18 protein-coding genes are annotated in these 22663 nt (G+C 69.0%); 11 read left to right on the top strand and 7 right to left on the bottom strand.

Going from position 1 to position 22663, the window contains the following annotated elements:
* Positions 1 to 40 precede the first annotated feature (40 nt).
* The 3 genes from pdxA to Q8S40_RS04000 all read left to right on the top strand — a co-directional run bounded on the left by pdxA (position 41) and on the right by Q8S40_RS04000 (position 2142).
* A complete protein-coding gene (gene pdxA / locus Q8S40_RS03990; protein WP_371136797.1) occupies positions 41 to 1000 on the top strand; it encodes a 4-hydroxythreonine-4-phosphate dehydrogenase PdxA in 960 nt (319 codons plus the stop codon).
* Entirely contained in the window at positions 997 to 1734 is a 738-nt protein-coding gene (locus tag Q8S40_RS03995; RefSeq protein WP_304808888.1) for a pyridoxine 5'-phosphate synthase, read from the top strand. Before pdxA ends, Q8S40_RS03995 begins: the two co-directional genes overlap by 4 nt.
* Before the next feature lie 171 nt (positions 1735 to 1905).
* Entirely contained in the window at positions 1906 to 2142 is a 237-nt protein-coding gene (locus tag Q8S40_RS04000; protein WP_305669370.1) for a hypothetical protein, read from the top strand.
* Between the two features lie 8 nt (positions 2143 to 2150).
* On the opposite strand, the gene Q8S40_RS04005 is transcribed toward Q8S40_RS04000, so the two are convergent.
* On the bottom strand, positions 2151 to 2945 hold the full coding sequence (locus Q8S40_RS04005) for a transporter substrate-binding domain-containing protein (RefSeq protein WP_305669371.1): 795 nt from the start codon (positions 2943 to 2945) through the stop codon (positions 2151 to 2153).
* Positions 2946 to 3241: 296 nt separating this feature from the next.
* Between Q8S40_RS04005 and Q8S40_RS04010 the strand changes: the two genes are divergently transcribed.
* Entirely contained in the window at positions 3242 to 3979 is a 738-nt protein-coding gene (locus tag Q8S40_RS04010) for an amino acid ABC transporter permease (protein WP_305669372.1), read from the top strand.
* Positions 3980 to 4025: 46 nt separating this feature from the next.
* On the top strand, positions 4026 to 5066 hold the full coding sequence (locus Q8S40_RS04015; RefSeq protein ID WP_305669373.1) for a dipeptidase: 1041 nt from the start codon (positions 4026 to 4028) through the stop codon (positions 5064 to 5066).
* A gap of 9 nt (positions 5067 to 5075) precedes the next feature.
* Here the strand turns inward: Q8S40_RS04015 and Q8S40_RS04020 are convergent, their stop codons facing one another.
* Positions 5076 to 7448, bottom strand: coding sequence for a xanthine dehydrogenase family protein molybdopterin-binding subunit (locus Q8S40_RS04020; RefSeq protein WP_305669374.1), 2373 nt, complete (start codon positions 7446 to 7448; stop codon positions 5076 to 5078).
* A 72-nt stretch (positions 7449 to 7520) separates the two neighbouring features.
* On the bottom strand, positions 7521 to 8549 hold the full coding sequence (locus Q8S40_RS04025; RefSeq protein WP_305669375.1) for an NAD(P)-dependent oxidoreductase: 1029 nt from the start codon (positions 8547 to 8549) through the stop codon (positions 7521 to 7523).
* Positions 8550 to 8611: 62 nt separating this feature from the next.
* Here Q8S40_RS04025 and Q8S40_RS04030 point away from each other — a divergent pair, with 62 nt between their 5' ends.
* Together Q8S40_RS04030 and Q8S40_RS04035 are read left to right on the top strand one after the other, a co-directional pair.
* Positions 8612 to 9856, top strand: coding sequence for a TIGR03862 family flavoprotein (locus Q8S40_RS04030; RefSeq protein ID WP_305669376.1), 1245 nt, complete (start codon positions 8612 to 8614; stop codon positions 9854 to 9856).
* Positions 9857 to 9896: 40 nt separating this feature from the next.
* Positions 9897 to 10790 (top strand): LysR family transcriptional regulator, encoded by an 894-nt coding sequence (locus Q8S40_RS04035; protein WP_305669377.1) that lies wholly within the window; start codon positions 9897 to 9899, stop codon positions 10788 to 10790.
* A gap of 3 nt (positions 10791 to 10793) precedes the next feature.
* Here the strand turns inward: Q8S40_RS04035 and Q8S40_RS04040 are convergent, their stop codons facing one another.
* Complete coding sequence (locus Q8S40_RS04040) at positions 10794 to 11603, bottom strand: Bug family tripartite tricarboxylate transporter substrate binding protein (RefSeq protein ID WP_371136798.1); 810 nt, start codon at positions 11601 to 11603, stop codon at positions 10794 to 10796.
* 57 nt (positions 11604 to 11660) lie between these two features.
* On the opposite strand from Q8S40_RS04040, the gene Q8S40_RS04045 reads away from it, so the two are divergent.
* The 3 genes from Q8S40_RS04045 (at position 11661) to Q8S40_RS04055 (ending at position 16412) form a co-directional block, all read left to right on the top strand.
* A complete protein-coding gene (locus Q8S40_RS04045; protein WP_305669378.1) occupies positions 11661 to 12878 on the top strand; it encodes a hydantoinase/oxoprolinase family protein in 1218 nt (405 codons plus the stop codon).
* A complete protein-coding gene (locus Q8S40_RS04050; RefSeq protein WP_305669379.1) occupies positions 12878 to 14821 on the top strand; it encodes a hydantoinase B/oxoprolinase family protein in 1944 nt (647 codons plus the stop codon). Before Q8S40_RS04045 ends, Q8S40_RS04050 begins: the two co-directional genes overlap by 1 nt.
* Positions 14822 to 14930: 109 nt before the next feature.
* Complete coding sequence (locus Q8S40_RS04055) at positions 14931 to 16412, top strand: methyl-accepting chemotaxis protein (protein WP_305669380.1); 1482 nt, start codon at positions 14931 to 14933, stop codon at positions 16410 to 16412.
* A 12-nt stretch (positions 16413 to 16424) separates the two neighbouring features.
* On the opposite strand, the gene Q8S40_RS04060 is transcribed toward Q8S40_RS04055, so the two are convergent.
* Together Q8S40_RS04060 and Q8S40_RS04065 are read right to left on the bottom strand one after the other, a co-directional pair.
* Positions 16425 to 19535, bottom strand: coding sequence for an efflux RND transporter permease subunit (locus Q8S40_RS04060; RefSeq protein ID WP_305669381.1), 3111 nt, complete (start codon positions 19533 to 19535; stop codon positions 16425 to 16427).
* A gap of 5 nt (positions 19536 to 19540) precedes the next feature.
* Positions 19541 to 20686: an efflux RND transporter periplasmic adaptor subunit gene (locus Q8S40_RS04065; RefSeq protein WP_305669382.1), complete on the bottom strand. Its 1146-nt coding sequence runs from the start codon at positions 20684 to 20686 to the stop codon at positions 19541 to 19543.
* A gap of 110 nt (positions 20687 to 20796) precedes the next feature.
* On the opposite strand from Q8S40_RS04065, the gene Q8S40_RS04070 reads away from it, so the two are divergent.
* Positions 20797 to 21390, top strand: a complete 594-nt coding sequence (locus Q8S40_RS04070; RefSeq protein ID WP_305669383.1) for a TetR/AcrR family transcriptional regulator — start codon at positions 20797 to 20799, stop codon at positions 21388 to 21390.
* A gap of 22 nt (positions 21391 to 21412) precedes the next feature.
* Here Q8S40_RS04070 and Q8S40_RS04075 read toward each other — a convergent pair whose 3' ends face one another.
* Positions 21413 to 22549 (bottom strand): sensor histidine kinase, encoded by a 1137-nt coding sequence (locus Q8S40_RS04075; protein ID WP_305669384.1) that lies wholly within the window; start codon positions 22547 to 22549, stop codon positions 21413 to 21415.
* Positions 22550 to 22663: the final 114 nt, after the last annotated feature.

Genomic DNA, 22663 nt, shown 5'->3' on the forward strand with positions numbered 1-22663 from the left:
CTACGCCGCAGGCATGACCCACCTTCCCCTTTGCCTGACCATGGGCGAACCGGCCGGCATCGGCGCGGAGATATCTGCAAAGGCCTGGCACCGCCTGCGCGAGTCGGGGCCCTCCTTCTTCTTCATCGGCGACCCGCGCAGTCTGCGGGACGCGCCGGTTGTGGTGATCGAGTCGCCGGAACAGGCGGCGGAGGCCTTTCAGGCCGGCCTGCCCGTGCTGCCGCTCCCCCTGCCCGCGGCACCGCAGCCCGGCCGGCCGGACCCCGCCAATGCCGGGGCGGTCATCGCCGCGATCGAGACAGCGGTGCGCCTGTGCCTGGAGGGCCGTGCCGCCGGGGTGGTGACCAATCCGATCCAGAAATCCGTCCTCACCAGCGCGGGCTTCCGGCATCCCGGACATACGGAATTCCTGGGCGAACTGGCAGGTCGCGGGGTTCCGCCCGTCATGCTGCTGGCCTGCCCCGGGCTGCGGGTGGTGCCGGTGACGGTCCATGCCGCACTGGCCGAGGCCATCCGCAGCTTGACCACCGAACTCATCATCGAGCATGGCCGCATCGTGGCGGAGGCACTCCGGCAGGATTTCGGTATCGCGCGGCCGCGCATCGTGGTGGCAGGGCTGAACCCGCATGCCGGGGAGGCTGGGACAATGGGCCGGGAGGATATCGAGATCGTCGCACCTGCCATCGCCGCCCTGCGGCAGGCGGGAATCGAGGCGCGTGGCCCGCTGCCCGCCGACACGCTGTTCACTCCGCGGGCGCGTGCCAGCTATGATTGCGCGCTGTGCATGTATCACGACCAGGCGCTGATCCCGGTCAAGACGCTCGACATGGATGGCGGGGTGAATGTGACGCTCGGCCTGCGGATCGTCCGCACCAGCCCGGATCATGGCACCGCGCTGGATATCGCAGGCTCGGGTCAGGCCGATCCGGGCAGCCTCATCGCCGCGCTGCACCTGGCGGCGGATATTGCCCTAAGCCGATCAAGGAACGTGCGCCCATGATGCATTTGCTGCTCTCGATCAATGTGGATCATGTGGCGACGCTGCGTAACGCCCGCGGCGGGCGCTTCCCGGACCCGGTGGCCGCGGCCAAGCTGTGCCTGGACGCGGGTGCTGAAGGCATCACCATCCATCTGCGCGAGGACCGGCGGCATATCCGCGACCAGGATGTGGAACGCATGAAGGCCGAAGTACCGACAAAGCTGAACCTGGAGATGGCCGCTACCGAGGAGATGGTCGGCATCGCCCTGAGGGTCATGCCCGAAGCCGTGTGCCTGGTGCCGGAGAAGCGCCAGGAACTGACCACCGAGGGCGGGCTGGATGTGCTGCGCAGTGGTCCAGCCTTCGCCGAGTCGGTCCGGCGCCTGACCGGTGCCGGCATCCGCACCTCCATCTTCGTCGAAGCCGATCGTGCCCAGATCGAGGCGGCCGCCAGGCTCGGCGCGAACTGCGTCGAACTGCACACCGGCACCTACGCCGATGCCACGCCGGCCGAGCGCCCCGCGCATCTGGCGCGCCTGGCGCAAGGAGCGCGGGATGCCGAGGCGGCGGGGCTGCTGTGCCATGCGGGCCACGGCCTGGATTTCGATACGATCGGCGGCATCGCGGCCTTGCCCGAGGTTTCGGAAGTCTCGATCGGGCATTTCCTGGTCGGGCAGAGCGTCTTCGAAGGCCTGCCTTCGGCCGTGCGGCGGATGCGGAACCTCATCGACGCGGCACGTCACCCGAAGGGCTGAGGCTCCGGTTCCGTGCCGCTTGCATTCTGCATGGCACAGCGGTTGCGTAGGTCGCTGAACGCGGGACTTCCGGCGAAACGACCGGGAGCCGCGCTTGCAGGATGCGAGGCGGCGATGGCGGCAGCGGCAAAGGCAAGACAGACGATCCCACTCTGGTCGTTGCGGGCGGGGGTGCCGGATCATCCGGCCACGCCACTTGCGCGCTCGGCCACTGTCATTCCCCTGCCGCTCGGCGCGGCACGCAGCCGCCGGGTGCTGACCTACCCGGCCGCCATCGCGGTGCCGCCACGCTGCGCCGAGGATATCGTGACCCCGGAGCGGCCCCTCGCCGCCCTGCCGCTGCTGGCCCTGTCAGCCCCTACGGCGCTGCTCGGCTCCGGCATGATGTTGGTTCACCTCCTCGGCTGACGCCTGAGTCAGGCGCTGACGCCCCATTTCTCGCCGATCTCGGCGAAGAAGCCGCTGGCCTGGCGGATGGTGACCCAGGCGTTGAGGAAGTTCAGGAACACCGGGTCCTGCAAGGGCGCCATGAACGCCATGGGGATCGGGTTGCGCGGCTGGTCGCTGAACAGGGACACCAGATCCGGATATTCGCGGGTGAGGAAGGCGGCCTCGATTACCGTGGACATGCTGGCATCGACACGGCCGCCCAGAAGTTCCTGCCAGTCCCGCGCCGGGCTTTCCACCCGGCGCAGCGTTGCGGCCGGCAGGGCCTGCTGCACAAACTGCTCCATCGTGGTGCCGAGATTGGTGCCGACGGTCACGCCCCGCTGGTTCAGCGCATCCCAGTTGGCGAAGCGGGCGGCATTGCGACGTGTGGTCAGCGGGATGAAGCCAGTACGGCCCCAGGGGATGGTGAAGCTGGCCGCCATCGCGCGCGCGACGGACATCGAAGTGCCGGTGAAGACCACATCATACTGGTCCGCCTGCAGGCCATTGATCAGCGTGCGCCAATCGGTCGCGACGAATTCGGCCCGCACCCCCATGTCCCGCGCCAGTTGCTCCGCCGCCTCGATCTGATGGCCGCGATAGCTGCGGCTGGCGGGATCGCGGAAGCTCATCGGGTTGAAGTCACCGGTCGTGCCGATGCGGATGCGTCCGGCGGACTGGATCGCCTGCAGGCGCCCGCCTCCGGCCTGTTGCGCCAGGGCCTGGGCAGGCAACAGCAGGGAGGCGGCGGCGGCGGCAGCCGGTATGTGGCGACGCAACATGTAGGGAGACTCCATCTGGGCTGCGCGGAGGTTGGACCGCCTTCGCGATTTGCAACGTCTTATCCCAAATCCTGCGGATCGTGACCGATCCGTCCTCACGCGCCGGCGCTTCGTTTGGCTACGCGCCACCTGGCGCTGCGCCCATTCGGGCGCTCGCCCGCCTGCGGCGGGCGCAGGTCACAACCCATGGGATCTGGTATTTCCCGCCTGCCGCGCTGGGCGCATCTCGTCTCGCTCCGGAAACCGTGGGAGACAGCCCCATGCTGACCCTCCCCGTTTCGCGTCGCGCGCGTCCCATGCTGCTTCTGTCAATGCTGGCGCTGGCCGGCTGTGGCAGCAACTGGGGCTGGCATGTGGTGGACCCCACCGATGCCCGCGGCCGGGCCAATCTCGGCTTCATGGTGGAGGGGCTTTGGGCGACGGTTTCCCTGTCGCTCGCGGCCATCATCCTGTCCGTCCTGATTGGAACAGGTGTCGCCCTGCTGGGCTTCTCGCGGCTACGTCCGCTGCGCCTGGTCAACCGGGTCTGGGTCGAGCTGTTTCGCGCGGTGCCGATCCTGGTGCTGATCCTGTGGGTCTTCTACGGCCTGCCGGTGGTGCTCGGCATCCGGCTGGATGTTTTCACTGCGGCGCTGATCGCCATCGCGCTGTGCGACTCGGCCTTCGAGGCGGAAATCCTGCGCGGCGGCATCCAGAGCATCGAGCAGGGCCAGCGGGAGGGTGCCGCCGCGCTGGGCCTGTCGCGCTGGCAGGTCATGCGCCTGGTCGTCCTGCCGCAGGCAATCCGCCGCATCCTGCCGCCGGTCGCCAACCAGTTCGTCTATGTGGTGAAAATGAGCAGCCTGGCGAGCGTCATCGGCTACCAGGACCTGACGCGCCGCGCCAATGAGCTTGTGGTCTCGGTGTTCCGGCCGCTTGAGATCTACAGCATCCTGATCCTGGAATACCTGGTGCTGATCCTGCTGATCTCGGCGGGTGCCCGCTGGCTGGAGCGGCGGCTGGGCGCGGATCAGACGCGACGCCGGGATGGCTGAAACGGGGATGGTTGACGCGCCGCGGCCGCGCGGCCAGCGTCGGGGCATGACAAATCCCTCCCTGCCGACCGATGCGGCCGCCGCCGAAATCCACGCCGCAACGCTGACCCTCGACACGCATGTCGATGTGCCCTGGCCGGCCACGCCCGACCCGGCCACGCCAACGGCACGGCGGGTCGACTATCCGAAGATGCAGGCGGGTGGCCTGAAGGGCGTGGTCTTCATCGCCTATGTGCCGCAGGGACCGCTGACCGCGGAGGGTCACGATGCCGCCGGCGCGCGGGCCGAGGCCATGCTGCGGGCCATCGCCGCCACCGCGGGCGAGACGCCGATGCGACGGCGCCTGTGCACCACGCCGGACGAGTTGGAAGCCTGCGCGGCGGATGGGGCGCTGGCCATCCTGCTCGGCGTCGAGAATGGCTATGCGATGGGGGAGGATCTGTCGCGCCTGGCGCTATGGCGCAAGCTCGGCGCCATCTACCTGACCGTCACCCATGACGGCCACAACGCCCTGTCGGATGCGGCCCGGCCACGCGCCGACCTGGGCGACGCACCGACCCGTCATGGTGGTCTTTCGGCGCTGGGCCGGGCCGCGATCGCGGAGATGAACCGGGTCGGGCTGATCGTCGACGTCTCCCATGTCGCGCGCAGCGCCATGCTTCAGGCGGCCGAATTGTCGCGCACGCCCGTGGTCGCCACCCATGCCTGCTGCCGCGCCCTGCGCGACCATCCGCGGAACCTGGATGACGCGCAGATGGACGCGCTGCGGGATGTCGGTGGTCTGTTGCAGATCACCGCCGTGCCCAGCTTCCTGAAGGCTCCCGATGCGGACGGCACCGCCCGCGCCAGCGTGTCCGACTACGTGGACCACGTGGATTACGCGGTGCGCCGCATCGGCATCGACCATGTCGGGCTGTCCTCCGACTTTGACGGCGGCGGCGGCGTGCAGGGTTGGCAGGACGCGTCGATGAGCGGCGCTGTCAGTGCCGAGTTGCTGCGCCGCGGCTATGGGGCACGCGAACTCGCGCTGCTGTGGTCGGGCAATTTCCTGCGCGTCTGGCGCGCGACCCTCCGGGCCGCGCGCTGACTGGCGGGCTCAGGCGGCCCGTTGCGCCGCCTGGATAACCTGCCATACGCGCTCAGGCGTCGCCGGCATGTCGATGTGGCGGATACCGAAGGTGGATAGCGCATCCACGAGGGCATTCATCACCGCCGGCAGCGACCCGGCACAACCCGCCTCGCCGCAGCCCTTGGCGCCGAGCGGATTCGTCTTTGCCGGAACGGGGTGGCTGATGAAGTCGATGGACGGCAGGTCCCCCGCACGCGGCAGCGCGTAGTCCAGGTAGCTGCCGGTCTGCATTTGGCCATCCTCGCCGAAGGCCACGCTTTCCAGCAGTGCCTGGCCGATGCCCTGGGCAATGCCGCCATGCGCCTGGCCGGCAACCAGCATCGGATTCACGATGACGCCGAAATCATTCACCGACAGGTAGCGATCGATGCTGACGATCCCGGTCTCGGGGTCGATCTCGACCTCTGCCACGTGGCAGCCATTGGGATAGGCCTGCGGCGCCTGGTCGAAGACATGCGTCACGTCGAGCGTCGCCGGAACACCCTCCGGCACCGAAGGTGCCTGCCGAAGTCGCGCCGCCAGATCCATGATGCCGATGCCGCGGTCGGTGCCGGCGATCAGGAAACGGCCTTCGCCGGATTCTGGATGCGCCTCGAACTCGATATCCGAGACCGCGGCTTCCAGCGCCCAGGCCGCCGCCACGCGGCCCTTCTCGACCACCAGCTCCGAGGCTTCGACGATCGCCGCGCCCGAGGCCATAAGCGACTTCGACCCGCCGGTGCCGCCGCCCGCCATCAGCTCATCCGAATCGCCCTGGAGCAGGCGGATCTGATGGAAGGGAACACCGATGGACTGGTGCAGCACCTGCGCGAAGGCGCTCCAATGCCCCTGGCCGTAATCCAGCGTGCCGGTGATGATGGTGACGGTGCCATCCTTCTCGAAGCGGATGCCGCCCTGTTCCTTGGTCGGCGGCGCCGTGCATTCGAGGAAATTGCCGATGCCAAGGCCCCGCAGCAGACCCTTCGCCGCGCTCGCTGCCTTGCGGGACGCGAAGCCGGGCAGGTCGGCGGCCTCGAGTGTCCGGTCCAGAAGGGCGGTGAAATCGCCGCCATCATAGGTGCTGCCGCTGGCGGCGGCGTAGGGCATCTCATCCGGGCGGATATGGTTGCGGCGGCGCAGCTCGATGGCGCTTAGCCCCATCTCCTTCGCGGCGGCCTCGATCAGGCGCTCCATGAAGTAATTGCCTTCTGGCCGGCCGGCGCCGCGATAGGCCGAGACGGGGCTGGTATTGGTCAGCAGGCTGCGCGTGACCACCTCGATCAGCGGCGTGCGGTAGTTGGACTGCACGTTCTTCCAGAAATTCGCGGTGCCCATCAGCGGCGAGACGGTGGACAGGTAGGCGCCCATATTGGCGAAGGAGGTCAGCCGCACGGCCAGGAAGCGGCCTTCGGCATCCAGCGCCAGCTCGGCCTCCACCTCATGGTCGCGGCCGTGCTGGTCGGAGAGGAAGCTGCTGGTCCGCTCATCCGTCCACTTTACCGGCCGGCCGAGTTCCTTCGCGGCATGCAGCAGGCAGATGTATTCGGGATAGGCATTGGCCTTCATGCCGAAGCTGCCGCCGACATGGCCGGTCAGCACGCGTACCTGCTGCACAGGCACCTTCAGCACGTCATTCGCCATCTGCGCCCGCAGCCCAAAAACGCCCTGGCAACCGACGCGCAGCACGTAGCGCCCATCCTCGAACGACCCGATCGCGCTGCGCGGCTCCATGGCGCAGACCACGATGCGGTTGTTGCGGATGGCCAGGCGGGTGACATGCGCCGCGCCCGCGAAGGCCTCGGCCACCTTGGCGGCATCGCCCTGCTGGAAATCCAGCACCAGATTGCCGGGGATATCGTCATAAAGCAGCGGCGCGTCGGCCTCCGCGGCGATGGAGGCCTGGGTGACGGCCGGCAGCATGTCGATGTCGAGTTCCACCATGTCGGCGGCGTCCTTGGCCTCCGCCCGGGTCTCGGCGACGACGAAAGCCACCGGGTCGCCGACGAAGCGCACCTTGTCGGTGGCCAGGGCGTGACGATGGGTGGTGCGGATCGCGGATCCGTCGCGGTTCTTCAACGGCATGCCGCATTTCATCGGCCCGTAGCCTGCTGCCACGAGGTCCGCCCCGGTCCAGACGCCCAGAACCCCCGGCATGGCGCGCGCGGCCTCCGTCCCGATGCCGCGGATCACGCCATGGGCGTAGGGGCTTCGCACCATCGCGCACCAGATCTGGCCCGGCAGGGCGATATCATCGGTGTACTGGCCGCGCCCGGTGAGCAGGATCGGGTCCTCGGCGCGGGGCACGGACTGCCCGATCCCGAACTTCAGCCGCGTCGCGTCCAGCATGTTGGTATCGGGCATCGGGTCCTCACGGCAGGTTCGCTGGGGAAGTGGGGGGAGGTCCCACCCTTGGAAGGGGCGGTAGGCTCCGGATCAGCCTTGCGGCGGTGCGGCCGCGGCGATGAATCTTCCGTCCATCTGCCGCAGCCAGGCTGCATAATCGGCATAGGCGGCCTCCGGCGCAAATCTGGGCGCCCAGCCGAGCCGGCGGGCGCGGTCGATCGCCATCAATCCGCGAGGCCGGGTTTCGTTGAAGGGAATGTTTGGCGCCTCCCCCTCGGCCGCGTGGCGCCAGGCGAAGCCGGGCATCTCCGCGGCCAGAATGTCGCAGCAGGCCGCCGCATGCGGTGACCAATCCTGCGCCGAGGCCAGGTTGAAGACGCGGCCGGGCGGGTCCGTGCAGTCCAGCAGCGCGAGCAGCCCCGCCACGAGATCCTTCACATAGACCCAGTCATAGCGCGGCAAGGGCAACGGCGGCAGGATGGCGGCCCCGCCCCGAAGGGCAGCCTGAAAGATTGCCAGATGCGGGCTCAGCGTGTCGCGCAGCCCGGTATCACGCTCCCATGGCCCATAGGTCGCGCCAATCCGTGCCGCCACCGCATCCAGCCCCCACAGCCCGGCCAGCCGCAGCCCGGCCCGTTCCACGGCGTATTTCGTCACGCCATACAGGCTGATCGGCATGCAGGGCGTGGTCACCTCGTCCAGCCAATCGCGGTCATAGGCCGAGTCGCCATAGACGGCGGCGGAGGCCGGCAGCACCACGCGCCGCACCGTGCCGGCATCCCGCGCCGCCGCCAGGGTGGAGATGACGCCGTGCAGATTCACATCCAGCACCAGGCCGGGCGAAGCCGCTTCCCGCACCGGGCCGGCGGTGATGGCGGCGAAGGGAAAGACGCGATCGATGCGGTGGTTGGCAAAGACCGCAGCCAGGGCCGAGGCATCGCGCACATCGCCCGTCACCACCTCCAGCCGTCCCGGCAGGCCGGCGAAGACCGCCCCCGCCGGGGCGGGCAGCGTCGCTTCCTGACCGAAGACGATCACATGCTCGCCACGCCCCAGCAGCGCTTCCACGAGGTTCAGGCCGACGAAGCCGGCCCCTCCGGTGACAAGAACGGCGGACATGGGGCGACTCCTTTGCGGCCAGCCCCTGGATATCCCGGGCGTCCCGCCGCAGAAAGCCGCCCATGATCGAAGCCAGCCGCGCCACTCCTGCCCCCGCCACCCTCACCGGGCAGGCCATCGTCATCGGCGCCGGGCCAGCCGGGCTGATGGCGGCCGAGCGGCTCGCAAGCTCCGGGCTCGCGGTGACGGTGCATGACCACATGCCCTCGGTCGGCCGGAAATTCCTGATGGCCGGGCGTGGTGGCCTGAATCTGACGCATGTGGAGGAGTTGGAGCGTTTCCTCAACCGATACCGCCCCGCCGCCCCGCCCCTGCTGCAAGCCATCCGTGCGTTTCCGCCCGCTGCGCTGATCGCCTGGTGCGAGGACCTGGGCATCAAAACCTTCCGCGGCAGCAGCGGCCGCATCTTTCCCGAGGGCCTCAAGGCCTCGCCACTGCTGCGCGCCTGGCTGGCGCGCCTCGCGGCGCTGGGCGTGCGCCTGGTGCTGCGCAGCCGGTGGGAAGGGTGGGCACCGGACGGCACCCTCCGCTTCGCGCCAGCTTCGGCCGGAACACCCGGCGCCGCCCGGCCGGTTGCGACGGTGCTGGCCATGGGCGGCGCCTCCTGGCCACGGCTCGGCTCCGATGGCGCCTGGCCGGCGCATCTGCCGGGCCTCGCGGTGGCGCCCTGGGCGCCGTCGAATATGGGCTTCACGGTGGATTGGTCCGCGCATTTCCGCGACCGCCATCAGGGCGCGCCGTTGAAGCGCATCGCCATCGAGTTCGGCGGCGCCATTGTGCGGGGCGAGGCGCTGGTGACGGCAAAAGGTCTCGAAGGCGGCGCGCCTTACGCCCTTTCGGCTGCACTGCGGGAGGCGATCGCCCAAAGCGGATATGCGGACATCACGCTCGACCTGCGCCCCGACCTGACGGAGAGCGAGGTCACGAATCGCCTGGCGGCGCGCCCGCGTGCCGAATCGCTGTCGAACGGGCTGCGGAAGGCCCTGGCGATGCCGCCCGCGGCCATCGGACTGGTGCAGGAGGCCCTGAGGGCAGGTGCCGCAGCGCCGGCGCAACTTGTGAAGCACCTGCCGCTACGCCTGACCGGAACCGCCGGGCTCGACCGGGCCATTTCCTCGGCCGGCGGCCTCGCCTGGTCGGAGCTGGATGCGCGCTTCATGCTGAAGGCGCACCCCGGAGTCTTCGCCTGCGGCGAAATGCTGGATTGGGAGGCACCGACCGGCGGCTACCTGCTGCAGGGCTGCTTCAGCACCGGCCTCGCCGCCGCGGAGGGGGCCTGCGAATGGCTGGCGGAGCAGGGCGCCTGACCAATTGGCGCCAGCCCGGCCACACAGTGGAAGCCCCGCCATGAATGCCCGCGACATCGAAGTTTTCTGCGAGATCATGCGCAGCCATTCGCTGAGCCTCGCAGCCAAGGCGCTGGGCGTCTCGCAGCCCGCATTGTCCCAGGCGCTGCGGCATTGCGAAGACCGCATCGGCTTCGCCCTGTTCCGCCGCCATGCCGGACGGCTGACACCCACGGCGGAGGCCACGGCGCTGTGGCCGGAGGCCGAGCGGCTGTTCCATGAACTGCACAGCTTCCGCAGCCTGACACGCGACCTCGGCGGCCGGCAGGGCGGCCTGCTGCGGCTCGGCACCACCTCCTCGCTCGGCGTGTCGCTGGTCCCGAAGGCCGTGGCGCAGCTTCGGCGGGAATGGCCGCTGGCGCGCATCTCGGTGAATCTCATGCCGGTGCGGGAGTTGGGTGAGGCGCTGCTGGCGCGCCGGCTCGATGTCGGCCTGGCGCTGACCTCCGTCGAGGTGCCGGGGCTGGACCATGCGCCGATCGGCCGCGTGCCCTGCATCGTGCTGCTGCCAGCGGATCACCCCCTGGCCGCACAACCCGCGCTGGGTCCGGCGCAACTCGCCGGGGTGCCCGAGATCGGCTTCGGCGGCTGGCAGGATTTCGGCCGCAGCCTGGATCTTGCCTTCGGCACGGAAGGTGTCGAGCGCCGCATCGCAGTGGAGATCGGCAACACGGTGAGTGCGGTGGCCATGGTGCGGGAAGGAATCGGTTTTGCCATCGTCGATGGCTTCGCCCGCCTTGTGCTGCCGCCCGGCGTGGTGGCCCGGCCCTTCCTGCCCCGGGTGGAGCGCGAGGTGGTGCTGCTGCGCAGCCGCATGCTCGGCAATCCGGAGATGGTGGACCGGCTGGCCGAGATCATGCGGGCGCTGTGCCGGGCGGAGGAGCCGCCCGGCTGACATTCAGTCCAACCGTGCGCCGCTGGCGCGCACGATGGGCAGCCAGTAGCGGATTTCCTCCTGCAGGAATTCGGCGAAGCGGGCCGGCGTGTAGCCGGGCATCGGCGGCAGGCCGAGATCGGTCTCCAGCCGCCGCGCAACCGTCGGGTCGGTCAGCGAGGTCTCGACCGCCGCCGCCAGACGCTCGACGATCAGCATCGGCGTATTGGCGGGCGCGAACAGGCCGAACCAGGAATAGGCCCGGTAGCCCGGCAGCCCGGCTTCCGCGCTGGTCGGCACGTCCGGCAACAGGGAGGAGCGTTCCTGCGTCGCCATCACCAGAGCGCGGATGCTGCCGGCATCGTGGTGCGGCTTGATCAGGCCGGGGACATCGGCGGTGAAATGCACCACGCCCGCCAGCAGGTCGTTGAACACCGGGCCGCTGCCACGATAGGGCACATGCAGCGCCTGCGTGCCGGTCTGCTGCAGGAACGCCACGGCAGAGATATGGCCGGACGCGCCATTGCCGGCGCTGCCATACTGGTAGCGATCCGGGTTGGCCTTCAGCAGCGCGATGAATTCCTGCAGCGTGGTGACGCCCAGGCTGGCCTGCACGGCGATGCCGATCGGCGCCATCACCGCAGGTGCCACCGGCACGAAATCCTTCACCGGGTCATAGGGCAGCCGGCTGTAGAGACCCTGCGCCAGCACCAGGTTGGAGACCGAGGCCATGACAACCGTGTAGCCATCCGGCGTCGCCTTCGCGACATAGTCGGCCCCGGTGGTGCCGCCGGCGCCTGGCCGGTTCTCGATCAGCACCGGCTGGCCAAGCACCTCGGTCAGCTTCTGCGCCAGGATGCGCGCGCTGCCATCGGTCGCGCCGCCGGCGTCGTGGCGCGCGCGGCCGGGGAAAGGCTGGTGCTGACGCTGGATATCGGGGGCACCAGCGCGGATGTGGCGCTGCTGGTGGATGGCGCGCCCTCCTTCGGCAGTGGCCAGGCAATCGGTGAGTTTCCATTGGCCATACCGACGGTCGCGGTGATCTCCTCCGGCCAGGGCGGCGGTTCCATCGCGCGGGTCGATGCGCAGGGCGTGCTGCAGGTCGGTCCGGAAAGCGCCGGATCGACCCCCGGCCCGGCCTGCTTCGGACGCGGCGGCGAGCATTTCACCGTGACGGATGCGGCGCTGGTCTGCGGCATTCTCGGCCAGGGCCCGCTCGGCTTCGGCGCCATTGCACCGGATCGCGCGCTGGCCGAGGCCGCAGCCCGGCCGATCGCGGAACGCCTCGGGCTCGATGTGCCGGCGGTGGCGGAGGGTGTACTGCGGGTGGCCATCAGCGGCATGCTGGTGGAGATCGACAAGCTGCTGGCGCGTGCCGGCGCGCATGCCAGCGAGCTCACCCTGATGCCTTTCGGCGGTGCGGGGCCCATGCTCGGCGCACTTTTGGCGGAGGCTGCGGGCATCCGCCGCGTGCTGGTGCCGGCCGTGCCAGGCACGCTGTGTGCGCTTGGCGCATTGGCGGCCGACCTGCGCCGCGACACCATGCGCAGCCTGTTGCTGCCCCTGGCCGAACCGGCTCTGCCGCTGCTGCACGAGACCGTCGACGCACTGGCCAAGGAGGCCAAGGCGACACTGGACGAGATGGGCGGCGATGGTGCTTCCGACATCAGCCTTGGCGCGGACCTGCGCTACCAGGGCCAGTCCTTCGAGGTGCCGGTACCGCTGCCCGCCAATTGGCGGGGGGATGGCACCGCCGCCGATCTCGCCGCACTGTTCCACGCCGCGCACAAGGACGCCTTCGGCCATTGCGATCCGGAGGCACCGGTGGAAGTGGTCGGGCTGGGCGCCGCCGCGCTACGGCGCGCGCCGCCCTTGCCGGTCCGTGACGACCCTGTGGTCGAGGCCGCGGCCGTGCCTGACACCACGATCTCGCTGCGTCTCGCCGGCGCCTGGCACGATGCCGGCCTGTACCGGCGGGAGGCGCTGGGCGCCGGCGCGCGGCTCACCGGCCCGGCCGTGGTCACTCAGTCTGATTGCACCGTGCTGGTGCCCGCCGGATGGCGGGTGCGCACCGATGCGCAGGGCAACCTCGTGATGGAGACGATCTGATGCGCACCGACCCCATCACCCTGCAGGTGCTGCGCAACCATTGCCGCGCCGCCGCCGAAAGCATGGCAACCACGCTGTACCGTACCGCGCATTCCACCTTCGTCAAGGAAACGGAGGATTTCACCGTCCAGTTCCTCGACGCCCACGGCAAGACCTGCGCCGTGCCGCTGGATCTCGGTGCCACCTGGTATCCCGGCGTGGATTATGAGGCCGCAATCGGCCTGGTGCCTGGTGGCTACGCACCGGGCGATATCGCGATGACCAATGACCCCTATTCGGGCTACCTCGCCACCCATTCACCAGACACCAACATGTGGAAGCCGGTGTTCCACAAAGGCCGCATCATCGCCTTCGCCGGCGGCCATATCCACAACGTCGATGTCGGCGGCGCCGTGCCGGCCAGCCTGTCGCGCACACTGACGGAGGTGCATCAGGAAGGTATCCGCGTGCCGCCCTCTAAGCTGTATCAGGAAGGCGTGCTGGACGAGAAGCTGCTGCGCGTCATCCTCGCAAATGTGCGCGTGCCGGACCAGAACTGGGGCGACCTGAAGGCGCTGATTGCCGCGGTGAATACCGGGGAGCGCCGCATACTGGACCTGGTGCGCCGCTTCGGCGTGGAGACCCTGGTCGATGGCATGGCGGACCTGCTCGACTACGGCGAGGCGCAGGCACGCGCCGTGCTGACGGGTCTGCTTGATGGAGACTACGCCTTCGCCGATTACTGCGACGAGGATGGGCCGGATGGCGACCCGCTGCGGCTGAAGCTGACGCTGCGCATCATGGGCGATTCCGCCGTGCTGGATTTCACCGGCACCGATCCGCAAACCTTGTCGTCGATGAACGTGCCGACCGGGGGCCATGCACGACATTCGCTGGTAATGGTCGGCGTGTACTATGTGCTCTCCGCGTTGAGCCCAAAGATCATGCTGAATTTCGGCACGACGCGGCCCTTCACCTGCATTCTGCCAGAGGGCAGCGTGGTGAACCCGCAGCATCCCGCAGCCGTCGGCATGCGCAGCCTGACCTGCGCACGGCTGCGCAGCCTGGTCTTCGGCGCCTTCGTGCAGGCGGTGCCCGAAAGGCTGCCAGCGGCGCCGGCCGGGTCTTCCTCGATCATCAACATCTCCGGCGAGAACCGGCGCACGGGGCGGCGCTCCATCGTGGCGGTGGCGCCGATCGTCGGCGGCGGCGGCGGCATGCCGCATCGCGACGGCACGGATGGCTCCGGCGCCGATGCGGCCTATCTGAAGAACAGCCCGATCGAGATCACCGAATCCGAGGCGCCAGTGCGCGTGCTGCGCTACGGGCTGATGCCGGATAGCGGCGGCGCCGGAGCGCATCGCGGCGGCCTGGCGACCGTGCTGGAATTCACGACGGATGCGCCCGATGCGGTGGTGACCGCGCGCAACCGCGACCGGTCCGTATTCCAGCCATGGGGCACGCTCGGCGGCCGCCCCGGCGCCGCCAGCACCTTCGCGCTGAACCCCGGCACGCCGGAGGAGCGCAACCTGGGCAATACGGATCTGTTCAACCTGCCGCCTGGCGCTGTTGTGCGTATCGTCTCTCCAGGTGGTGGCGGACGCGGTGACCCGCGCACCCGCGCGGCCGAGGCCGTACTCGTCGATGTGCGATCCGGGCGACTGACGGTGGCGGCAGCGGCGCGCGACTACGGCGTGGTCATCCGCGATGCGCAAGTGGATGCGCAGGCCACAGCCGGCCTTCGCGCGACGCAGCCAGCCAGGGGCAACCAGCGCTTCGACTTCGGGCCTGCACGGCTGGCGCATGAGCGGGTCTGGACGGAACAGGCCTATCTCGCCCTGCATGAAAGCCTGGCGAAGCTGCCGGTAAGTTGGCGGGCGCGGGCGAAGAAATCTGTCTTTGCCGCGCTGCGCGCCAGCCCGGATACACCGCCCGCGGCGGTCATCGCCCGCCTGCTGGGCTGAAGCGGACCGGCTTCGCCCGCACCCACCCGGTCAAAAGTCGTTGCAAATATTTGGGTAATCAAAATGACGTAAAGGTGTGCCAGGCCCACGATACCGGAGACTGGATCTCATGCTTGGCTACAAGACCTGGAAGTCTGGCGCCGGCGAGGCAGATCGTGGGGCGCTCGATGCACTCCGCACGAACGTGATGCTGGCCGATGCCGAGTTGAACATCACCTACATGAATGCCAGCGCCACGGCCTTGATGCGCGAGGCGGAGGCCGATCTCCGGAGGGAACTACCGCGCTTCAGCATGGACCGGCTGATCGGCAGCAACATCGACATCTTCCACAAGACGCCAGCGCACCAACGCCAGATGCTCGCCGCGCTGAAGGCACCGCATGCCGCCACCATCCGCATCGGCCCGCGTGCCTTCGACCTGCGGGTGACGCCGCTATGGAACGGCACGCGCCGAACCGGGTTCGTCGTGGAATGGGCGGATGCCAAGGCGCGGTTGCTTAACCTCGACTACGCGGCCCAGCTTGCCGCCATCGACCGTTCCCAGGCGGTGATTGAATTCGACATCGATGGCACCATACTGAGCGCCAATGCGAATTTCCTGAACACCCTCGGCTATACGCTGGATGAGGTGACCGGCAAGCACCACAGCATGTTCGTCGATGCGGCCGAAACGGACCAGCCCAGCTATCGGGCGCTCTGGGATGGCTTGCGCGGAGGCCAGTATCAGGCGGCGCAATACCGGCGTATCGGCAAGGGTGGCCGCGAGATCTGGATCGAGGCGACCTACAACCCCATCCTGGACGGAACCGGCAAGGTGGCCAAGGTGGTGAAATTCGCCACCGACATCACCGCGCAGGTGAAGCTGCTGACGGATTTGAAGGCCCTGATCGATCGCAACTTCGGCGCCATCGACCAAGCCATCGGCCAGTCCACGGAGGAGGCGCGCGCCGCATCCGCCGCCGCCGATGAGACAGCAGGCAACGTGCAACTTGTCGCCGCCGCCTCGGAGGAACTGGCAGCCTCGATCGGAGAGATCGCGCGCTCCATGGCCAATTCGCGCACCGCGACGGATGCCGCCTTCGAACAGACGGTCAGCGTGGCACAGAGCACGGAGGCACTGGCCAATGCAGCGCAAGCGATGACCAGCATCGTCGGCCTGATCCGCAACGTTGCCAGCCAGATCAACCTGCTGGCACTGAATGCGACGATCGAAGCAGCCCGCGCCGGTGAAGCCGGAAAGGGCTTCGCCGTGGTGGCAAGCGAGGTCAAGAACCTTGCGGTACAGGCGGCTGCGGCTACGCAGCAGATATCCGGCGAGATCGACGGAATCCAGGCGACTTCGGCCGCGGTTGCCGGCGCGCTGGGCACGATCCGCGATGCCGTCACCACGGTGCGGGAAAGCGTGACACAGACCGCGGCGGCGGTGGAGGAACAATCCGTGGTGACGCGCAGCATGTCCGGCAACATGCATGGCGCATCTGCGGCCGTGACCACCGTCTCCGCCAGCGTCGCCGGCATCTCGGCCGCGGTGCTGCGCGCGGCGGAGGCCGTGGCGACGACACGACAGGCGGCGGAGGTGCTGGTTCGATAGACGCGGGCCGCATCACGCAGCCTGCAGCGCCTCCGCACCGCACCGTGGCAAGACGGATCCCCGCCGCGCCAGCCCCGACTGCGTCAGCCTGAACATGGCGGGCGTGAACCAGAAGGCGAGCAACGGCGAAAGCAGCACGCCACCCGCGATGGCCATGGCGAAGGGCGGCCAGAAACCGCCACCCCCAAGGATCAGCGGCAGGAACCCTCCGAATGTGGTGATCGCCGTGGACAGGATATGGCGGCTTGCGCTCACCACCACGTCAGCCATAGCCGCCTGATCGCCCTGCGCCGCCGCCTCATCCTCCTGAAGTGCGGAGATGATGATCAGCGCGGCGTTGATGGACACGCCGATGGATCCGATCAGGCCGATGATCGCATTGATGCCGAAGGGATAGTTGAACACCGCGAGCGCCAGCAGCGACAACCCGGCGGATAGGCCTGCAGCCAGGAAGGCAATCAGCGTCAGGCGGAAGGAATTGAAAGTCAGCACGACCACCGCGATCGACAACACCACGATCAGCCCAGCCGGCGCGATCAGCGCCTGGATGGTGGAGGCTCGCGCATCGGCATCGCCGCCGGTTTCCATCCGCACGCCTTCGGGCAGCTGGAAGCCCTCGGCATCCAGGCTCCGCAGCACCGCGCCCAGCGCTTCCTGCGGCAGCACGCCCGGCATCAGGAAGGCCTGCACGGTGTTCACCCGCTCACCATTGCGCCGCGTCACCGCACTTTCCGCCGGCGTCAGCCGCAGCGTCCCGAGCGCCGACAGCGCCACGCCCGGGAACTGCCCCTGGGCCGAAAGCGCCGCCGCGGTGGGCGGCAGAACCGGCATATCCGCGATCGCGTTCGGGTCGCCGCGGAGGCCTGCGCCGAACCGCACGCGCACCGGCAATTCCTCCGTCCCCTCCAGCAGTGATCCGCCGACCACGCCCTCCAGCCCCGCCTCCAGCTGCCGCGCCATCTGCGCGAGGTCCAGACCAAGCAGCCGGGCGCGCGCCTCGTCGACGTCGAGCATCAGCTTCGGTGCGCCGCCACCGATGGTGGTGCGTGCGACGGTCACCTGAGGCAGGACCGCCAGGCGTGCGCGAAGCGCATCCCCCGCCTCCCGCAAGCTCGCGATATCGCGGCCGACCAGGCGAAGCTCTACCGGAGCATCTACGGGCGGCCCCTGTACCAGGCCGCGCAGCAGAAGCTGTGCCTCGGGGAAGGCTGGCGGCAGGCTGGACTGCAACGCGCGGATCAACCGGTCCGTCGCGGCGGGGGATGCGGTCGTGATCAGCGCTTGCGCGAAGCCCGGCGCCTGATCCCGGTTGCCGACGATGTTATAGTAGAAGGCCGGCGCGGAGCGGCCGAGCACCCAGGTGACGGAGGCGATCTCCGGCTCCGCGCGCAGCAGCGCATCAATGCCGTAGACCGTCCGCGCCGTGTGGGCCAGGGCGCTACCCTCGGGCAATTCGACGTCGATGGTGAACTGGTCACGATCCACGCCTGGGAAGAACTGCGCCGTCAGCGTCGGCAGCGCCAGGAAACCCAGCACCGGCAGCACCAGGCACACCGCAATGCCGCGGATAGGGTTGGCAAGCGCGAGCCGGACGCTGCCCCGGAACAGCCGCACCAGCGGCCGGTCGCGCCGCGGCGCCCCATGGGCTGCACGCAGCCACCAGCCGGCCATCGCCGGGGTGATCGTCAGGGCCACGACAAACGACCAGACCAGCATCACGACCACCGCGATGGCGATGGACCCGACGAAATCTCCGGCCGGTCCTGGCAGCAGGATCAACGGCAGGAAGGACAGTATGGTGGTGACGGTGGAAGCCAGCAGCGGCATCGCCAGCCGCCGCACGGCGCCCGAAACGGCGGCCAGCCGCGCAGCGCCGTGCCGCAGCCGCGCGCCGATGTCGTCGACCATGACGATCGCCGCATCCACCAGCAGTCCGAGCGCAACGATCAGCCCCGTGACCGACATCTGGTGGATCGGCACGCCGAGTGCCTTCAACGTGGCGACCGAGACCAGGGTCACGATGGGCAGCGCCAGCGCGACGATCAGCGCGGAGCGCCAGCCTAGCGTCAGGAACAGCACCAGCACCACCAGCGCCACGCCCATCGCCATGTTGATAGCGATCTCGCGCAGCCGCTCCACGGTGTAGCGGCTCTGGTCGAACACTGTTTCCACGGCGAGGCCGGTCGGCATTGTCGCGGCGTAGCCCTCCGCCGTCGCGCGCATCCGGGCCATCCAGCGATCCACCTGAAGGCCTTCCTCAAGTTTGGCAGAAACCAGGATTGCCGGCTGGCCACCATGGATCGCGGCCTCCGCCGCAGGGCTGCGCGCGCCGCGCGTGACGCTAGCGATATCGCCGAGCAGCACGGCGCGCCCAGCCGCATCCTCCCGCACCACGATGCGGCGCAGGCGGTCGAGCGTCGTAATCTCCCCGGCAATGCCCAGCAGCAGGTCGCTGGAGGCGCCGCGCAGGCGCCCCGCCTGCACCTTGGCGTCCGCCGCACGAATGGCGGCTGCGACCGCATCCGCCGTCAGGCCAAGTGCGACGGCCTGGGCGGGGTCCAAGTGGACCAGGACCTCTTCCTCGGGCGCGCCATGCAGGTCGACCAGCTTGGTACCAGGCACGGTCCGCAGCGCATCGGCCAGCGCCTCCGCCTCCCGCGCCGCGCGCGCCAGGGAATGGCCGGCGGGCGCGGTGACGGCGAAGATCGCGGCATAGCCGCCGGTGCCATCGCTGTTGAATTTGGGCTCCTGCACCCCCTGGGGGAAATCACGCCGCACATCGGCCAGCGCATCGCGGATCTCGGACCACACCTGCTCGATACGGGCGGCAGGCACCGTATCCGCCAGGTCGACCAGCACCACGGACACGCTGGTCGAGGAGGTGGAGGACAGTTCGGCAATTTCCGGGATCGTCCGAAGCCGCGTCTCGATCTTGGCAGTGACCAGCGCCTCCACCCGGCCCGGATCGGCGCCGGGGAAGACGGTGGTGATGGAGGCGAAGATGTTCGTGATCGTCGGGTCTTCCTGCCGCCCAATGGTCAGGAAGGCAGACAGCCCCGAGACGATGAGGACGAACAGTGCCAGCACGACAAGGCGGGGCTGGCGAAAGAACACGGTGTCCATGCGCCCTACTCCACCAGCACCGCGACCGTCTGGCCGGGGACAACCCGGGACGGTGCGCGTGCGACGATACGGGCGCTCTCTCCAAGCGCGCCGCGCAGGAAGACCAGGTCGCCAGCCAGATGGATGACCTCGACTGCAATGGGCGCCACGGTTTCGCCCACCGGCCCGCGTGCAATGGCCAGCACCGTCCAAGTGCCGCGCCCGCCTTCGCGCAGTGCCGCGACCGGCGCCCAGAAACCGGGCTCTGCGACCACCTCCTCCAGCAGCAGGCTGCCGGTCTGGCCGAAGGCGAGCCGTGCATCCTCGGGCAAGGCCACGACAACGCCGCGTGTGCGGGTGACCGGGTCAAGATCCGAGCGCAGGCGCAGCACCCGCCCGGCCAAGCGCTGCCCCTCGATTTCCACCGCGACGGCATCACCCGGCGCAAGCCGGCCGGCGAGGCCGATCGGCAGGCCAACCCGGATCTGCGGGGACGCCTGTTCGAACAGCGTGAGAACCGGCGCACCGGCGCCAATGTTCTGGCCAGGGTCCACCAGCCGGCCGCCAACCACCGCATCGAAGGGCGCGGCAATGGCCGATTTTGCGATCTGGATGTCGACCCCCGCAATCTGGGCATCGAGCGCCGCCATGCGCGCCGCCAGCCGCACCACAGCGAGGCGCGAATCATCCCGCGCGGATTCGGACCGGAAGCCGCCGCGCGCGAGCTGGTCGTCACGCGCGCGCGTCAGCCGGGCGAGTTCCACATCCGCGGCGAGCGCGGCCCGTTCCGCCACCAATACGCCCCGCTGTGCCTCCAGCGCCGCGCTGTCGAGCCGGGCCAGGAGCGCGCCGCTTCGCACCTCATCCCCTTCCTGCGCCAGGATGGCGACGATGCGGCCTGCCAGTTCGAAGCCCAGATCGATCCGGCCCGGCGCCTCGACCTGGCCAATGAAGCGGCGCGTCACCGCATAGCCGGGCTGTTCGGCCACCTGCACCACCGACACCGGCGTGATGGGCGCCCCCGGCGGCGCCGGAACCGCGGCGGCACGCTGCGCCAGAAGCTGCGCCCCGCCAAGCACGGAGGCGGCCGAAAGCCCGATGATGGCGGCGGTCGCGGCGATGCGCCGGAGGTCTCCGCCGAGGCGCAGTAGGCTGGTCCTGGGGCCAGGCATTGGGAAACTCCAACGACGATGTTAGAACCAATAACATCGGTAGGGTCTGCAATGCCAATGGCAAATGTGGGTCTTGCCTTTTCACCTGGCGGGGATCACGAGGGCCCTGCATGAAGAAGGCGCGCTATCACCACGGCGACCTGCGCGCGGCGCTCATCGAGGCCGCGAGGCTGTTGGTGGAACAGAACGGCGCGGAGCGCCTGACGATGTCCGATGCCTCCCGCGCTGCGGGCGTCTCGACGGCCGCGCCCTACCGCTACTTCCATGACAAGGACGCGCTGCTGGATGCCGTGGCGCTGGAGGGGTTGGAACGTCAGCGCCAGGCCATGCTCCAGGCCGGTGCCGCGCATCCCTTGGGCAGCGAGGCCGCCGTCTCAGCGATCGGGCACGCCTATATTGACTTCGCGACCGCGGAACGCGGCGTCTTCAAGCTGATGTTCAGCCAGACCCGGACCCACGGCCGCAGCCCAGAGTTACTGCAGAAGGGGAAGGAGACCTTCGGCGTGCTGCTGAGCCAGCTGGCGCATCGCGAAGGCGGCTCCCCGAACGACCCGCCGATCCGCACCCGCGGCCTTCGGCTCTGGACCTTCGTGCATGGACTGTCTTTCCTGCTGATCGACGACAAGGTCAGCGCGATGGAGATTCCGCTCGATCTGTCGGAGATGGTGGCGGATGCCACTCGGCGCTTCCTGCAAGACTCGTGAACCAGACCGGCTCGGAGGAGAGTCAGGCGGAGGCGCCCGAGGCGGCCGGCGGCAGCGTGGCGACGAAGCGGAACCGCCCGCCCGCCGGCCATTGCGGCACAAGTTCGCCGCCGCGCAGCAAGGTCGCCATGATTCGCATGCCGAGCCCGCGGCCGCGGACCTGGTCGTAGCCAGCCGGCGGCCCGTCCCCGCCATCTTCCACCACCAGCGTGCCGGCCCCGTCCAGGGCCGCAATCTCGAGACGGATCAGCACCCGGTCGCGACCATATTTGAAGGCGTTCGTCACCAGTTCCGTCACCACAAGACCAAGCGTCGTCACCCGGTCCCCGTCCCAGACCGCCATCTCGGCAGTCGCGCTCAGCTCAAGTTCCAGCGGCCGGCTGCCCTCACCCACGCCGAGAGAGTTGCGAAGATCCTCCACCAGCCCGTGCAGATAGGTCCCTACCGCGACCTGGCCGATGGCCGGGCCAGAGAAAAGCCGCTCATGTACCGCACCGATGGTCATGATGCGCCGCGCGGCCTGTTCAAGCTGAAGCCGCGCTTCCGGGTCCTCCACCTCGCGCAGTTGCAGACGCAGCAGGGTCTGGGCGATCTGGAGGCTGTTCTTGACCCGATGATGCGCCTCCCGCGTCAGCAGCTCCCGGTCGCGCCGGTCGCGGTCCCGGTCGATCGCGAGACCCACAACATTGGCCAGCGCCTGGAGGAAATCGACATCGCTTTCGGAGAAGTCCTCCCTCGGATCGCGGCTGTCCACTTCCAGCACACCGAAGGGCGGTGCGCCGGCCTCGCCGCGAATCAGCACGTTCACGGCGCGGCGGACGCCATGCTCCACCATCAGCTTCGGCGTGCGGAAGCGTCCCTCATCGCCCAGGTGATTGGAGATGACCGGCGCCCCGGTCCGGAGCGCGAAGCCTGCGGGCGATTCAAGATCGGTGCCGAACCGCACCACGCCGATGACGCCGGGGCGCCAGCCGACACCGGCGACAATCTTCAAGGCGCCTTCGTCGGGAATATGTTGCAGCACTTTCGAGAGGTTGGTTCCCAGGCCATTGGCCGCGATCCGTGCCGCTTCCTGCAGAAGGTCGTCGAGCTCGGAACGACGCAGCGCCTCGCGGCCAAAGGCCGAAAGAAGCTGCTGCTGGCGCAGCCGACTGTGCAACTCACCGCCAGTCTCGGTCCGGGACCCGGCCGGCATCATCGACAATCCATTGCGTGCATGAATCGATCCCGGTTCGCAACCCGATGCTGCGCTGCCGCGGATCTACTTCCCACG

The sequence above is a fragment of the Falsiroseomonas sp. genome, assembly GCF_030695085.1.
Taxonomy (GTDB): Bacteria; Pseudomonadota; Alphaproteobacteria; order Acetobacterales; family Acetobacteraceae; genus Falsiroseomonas.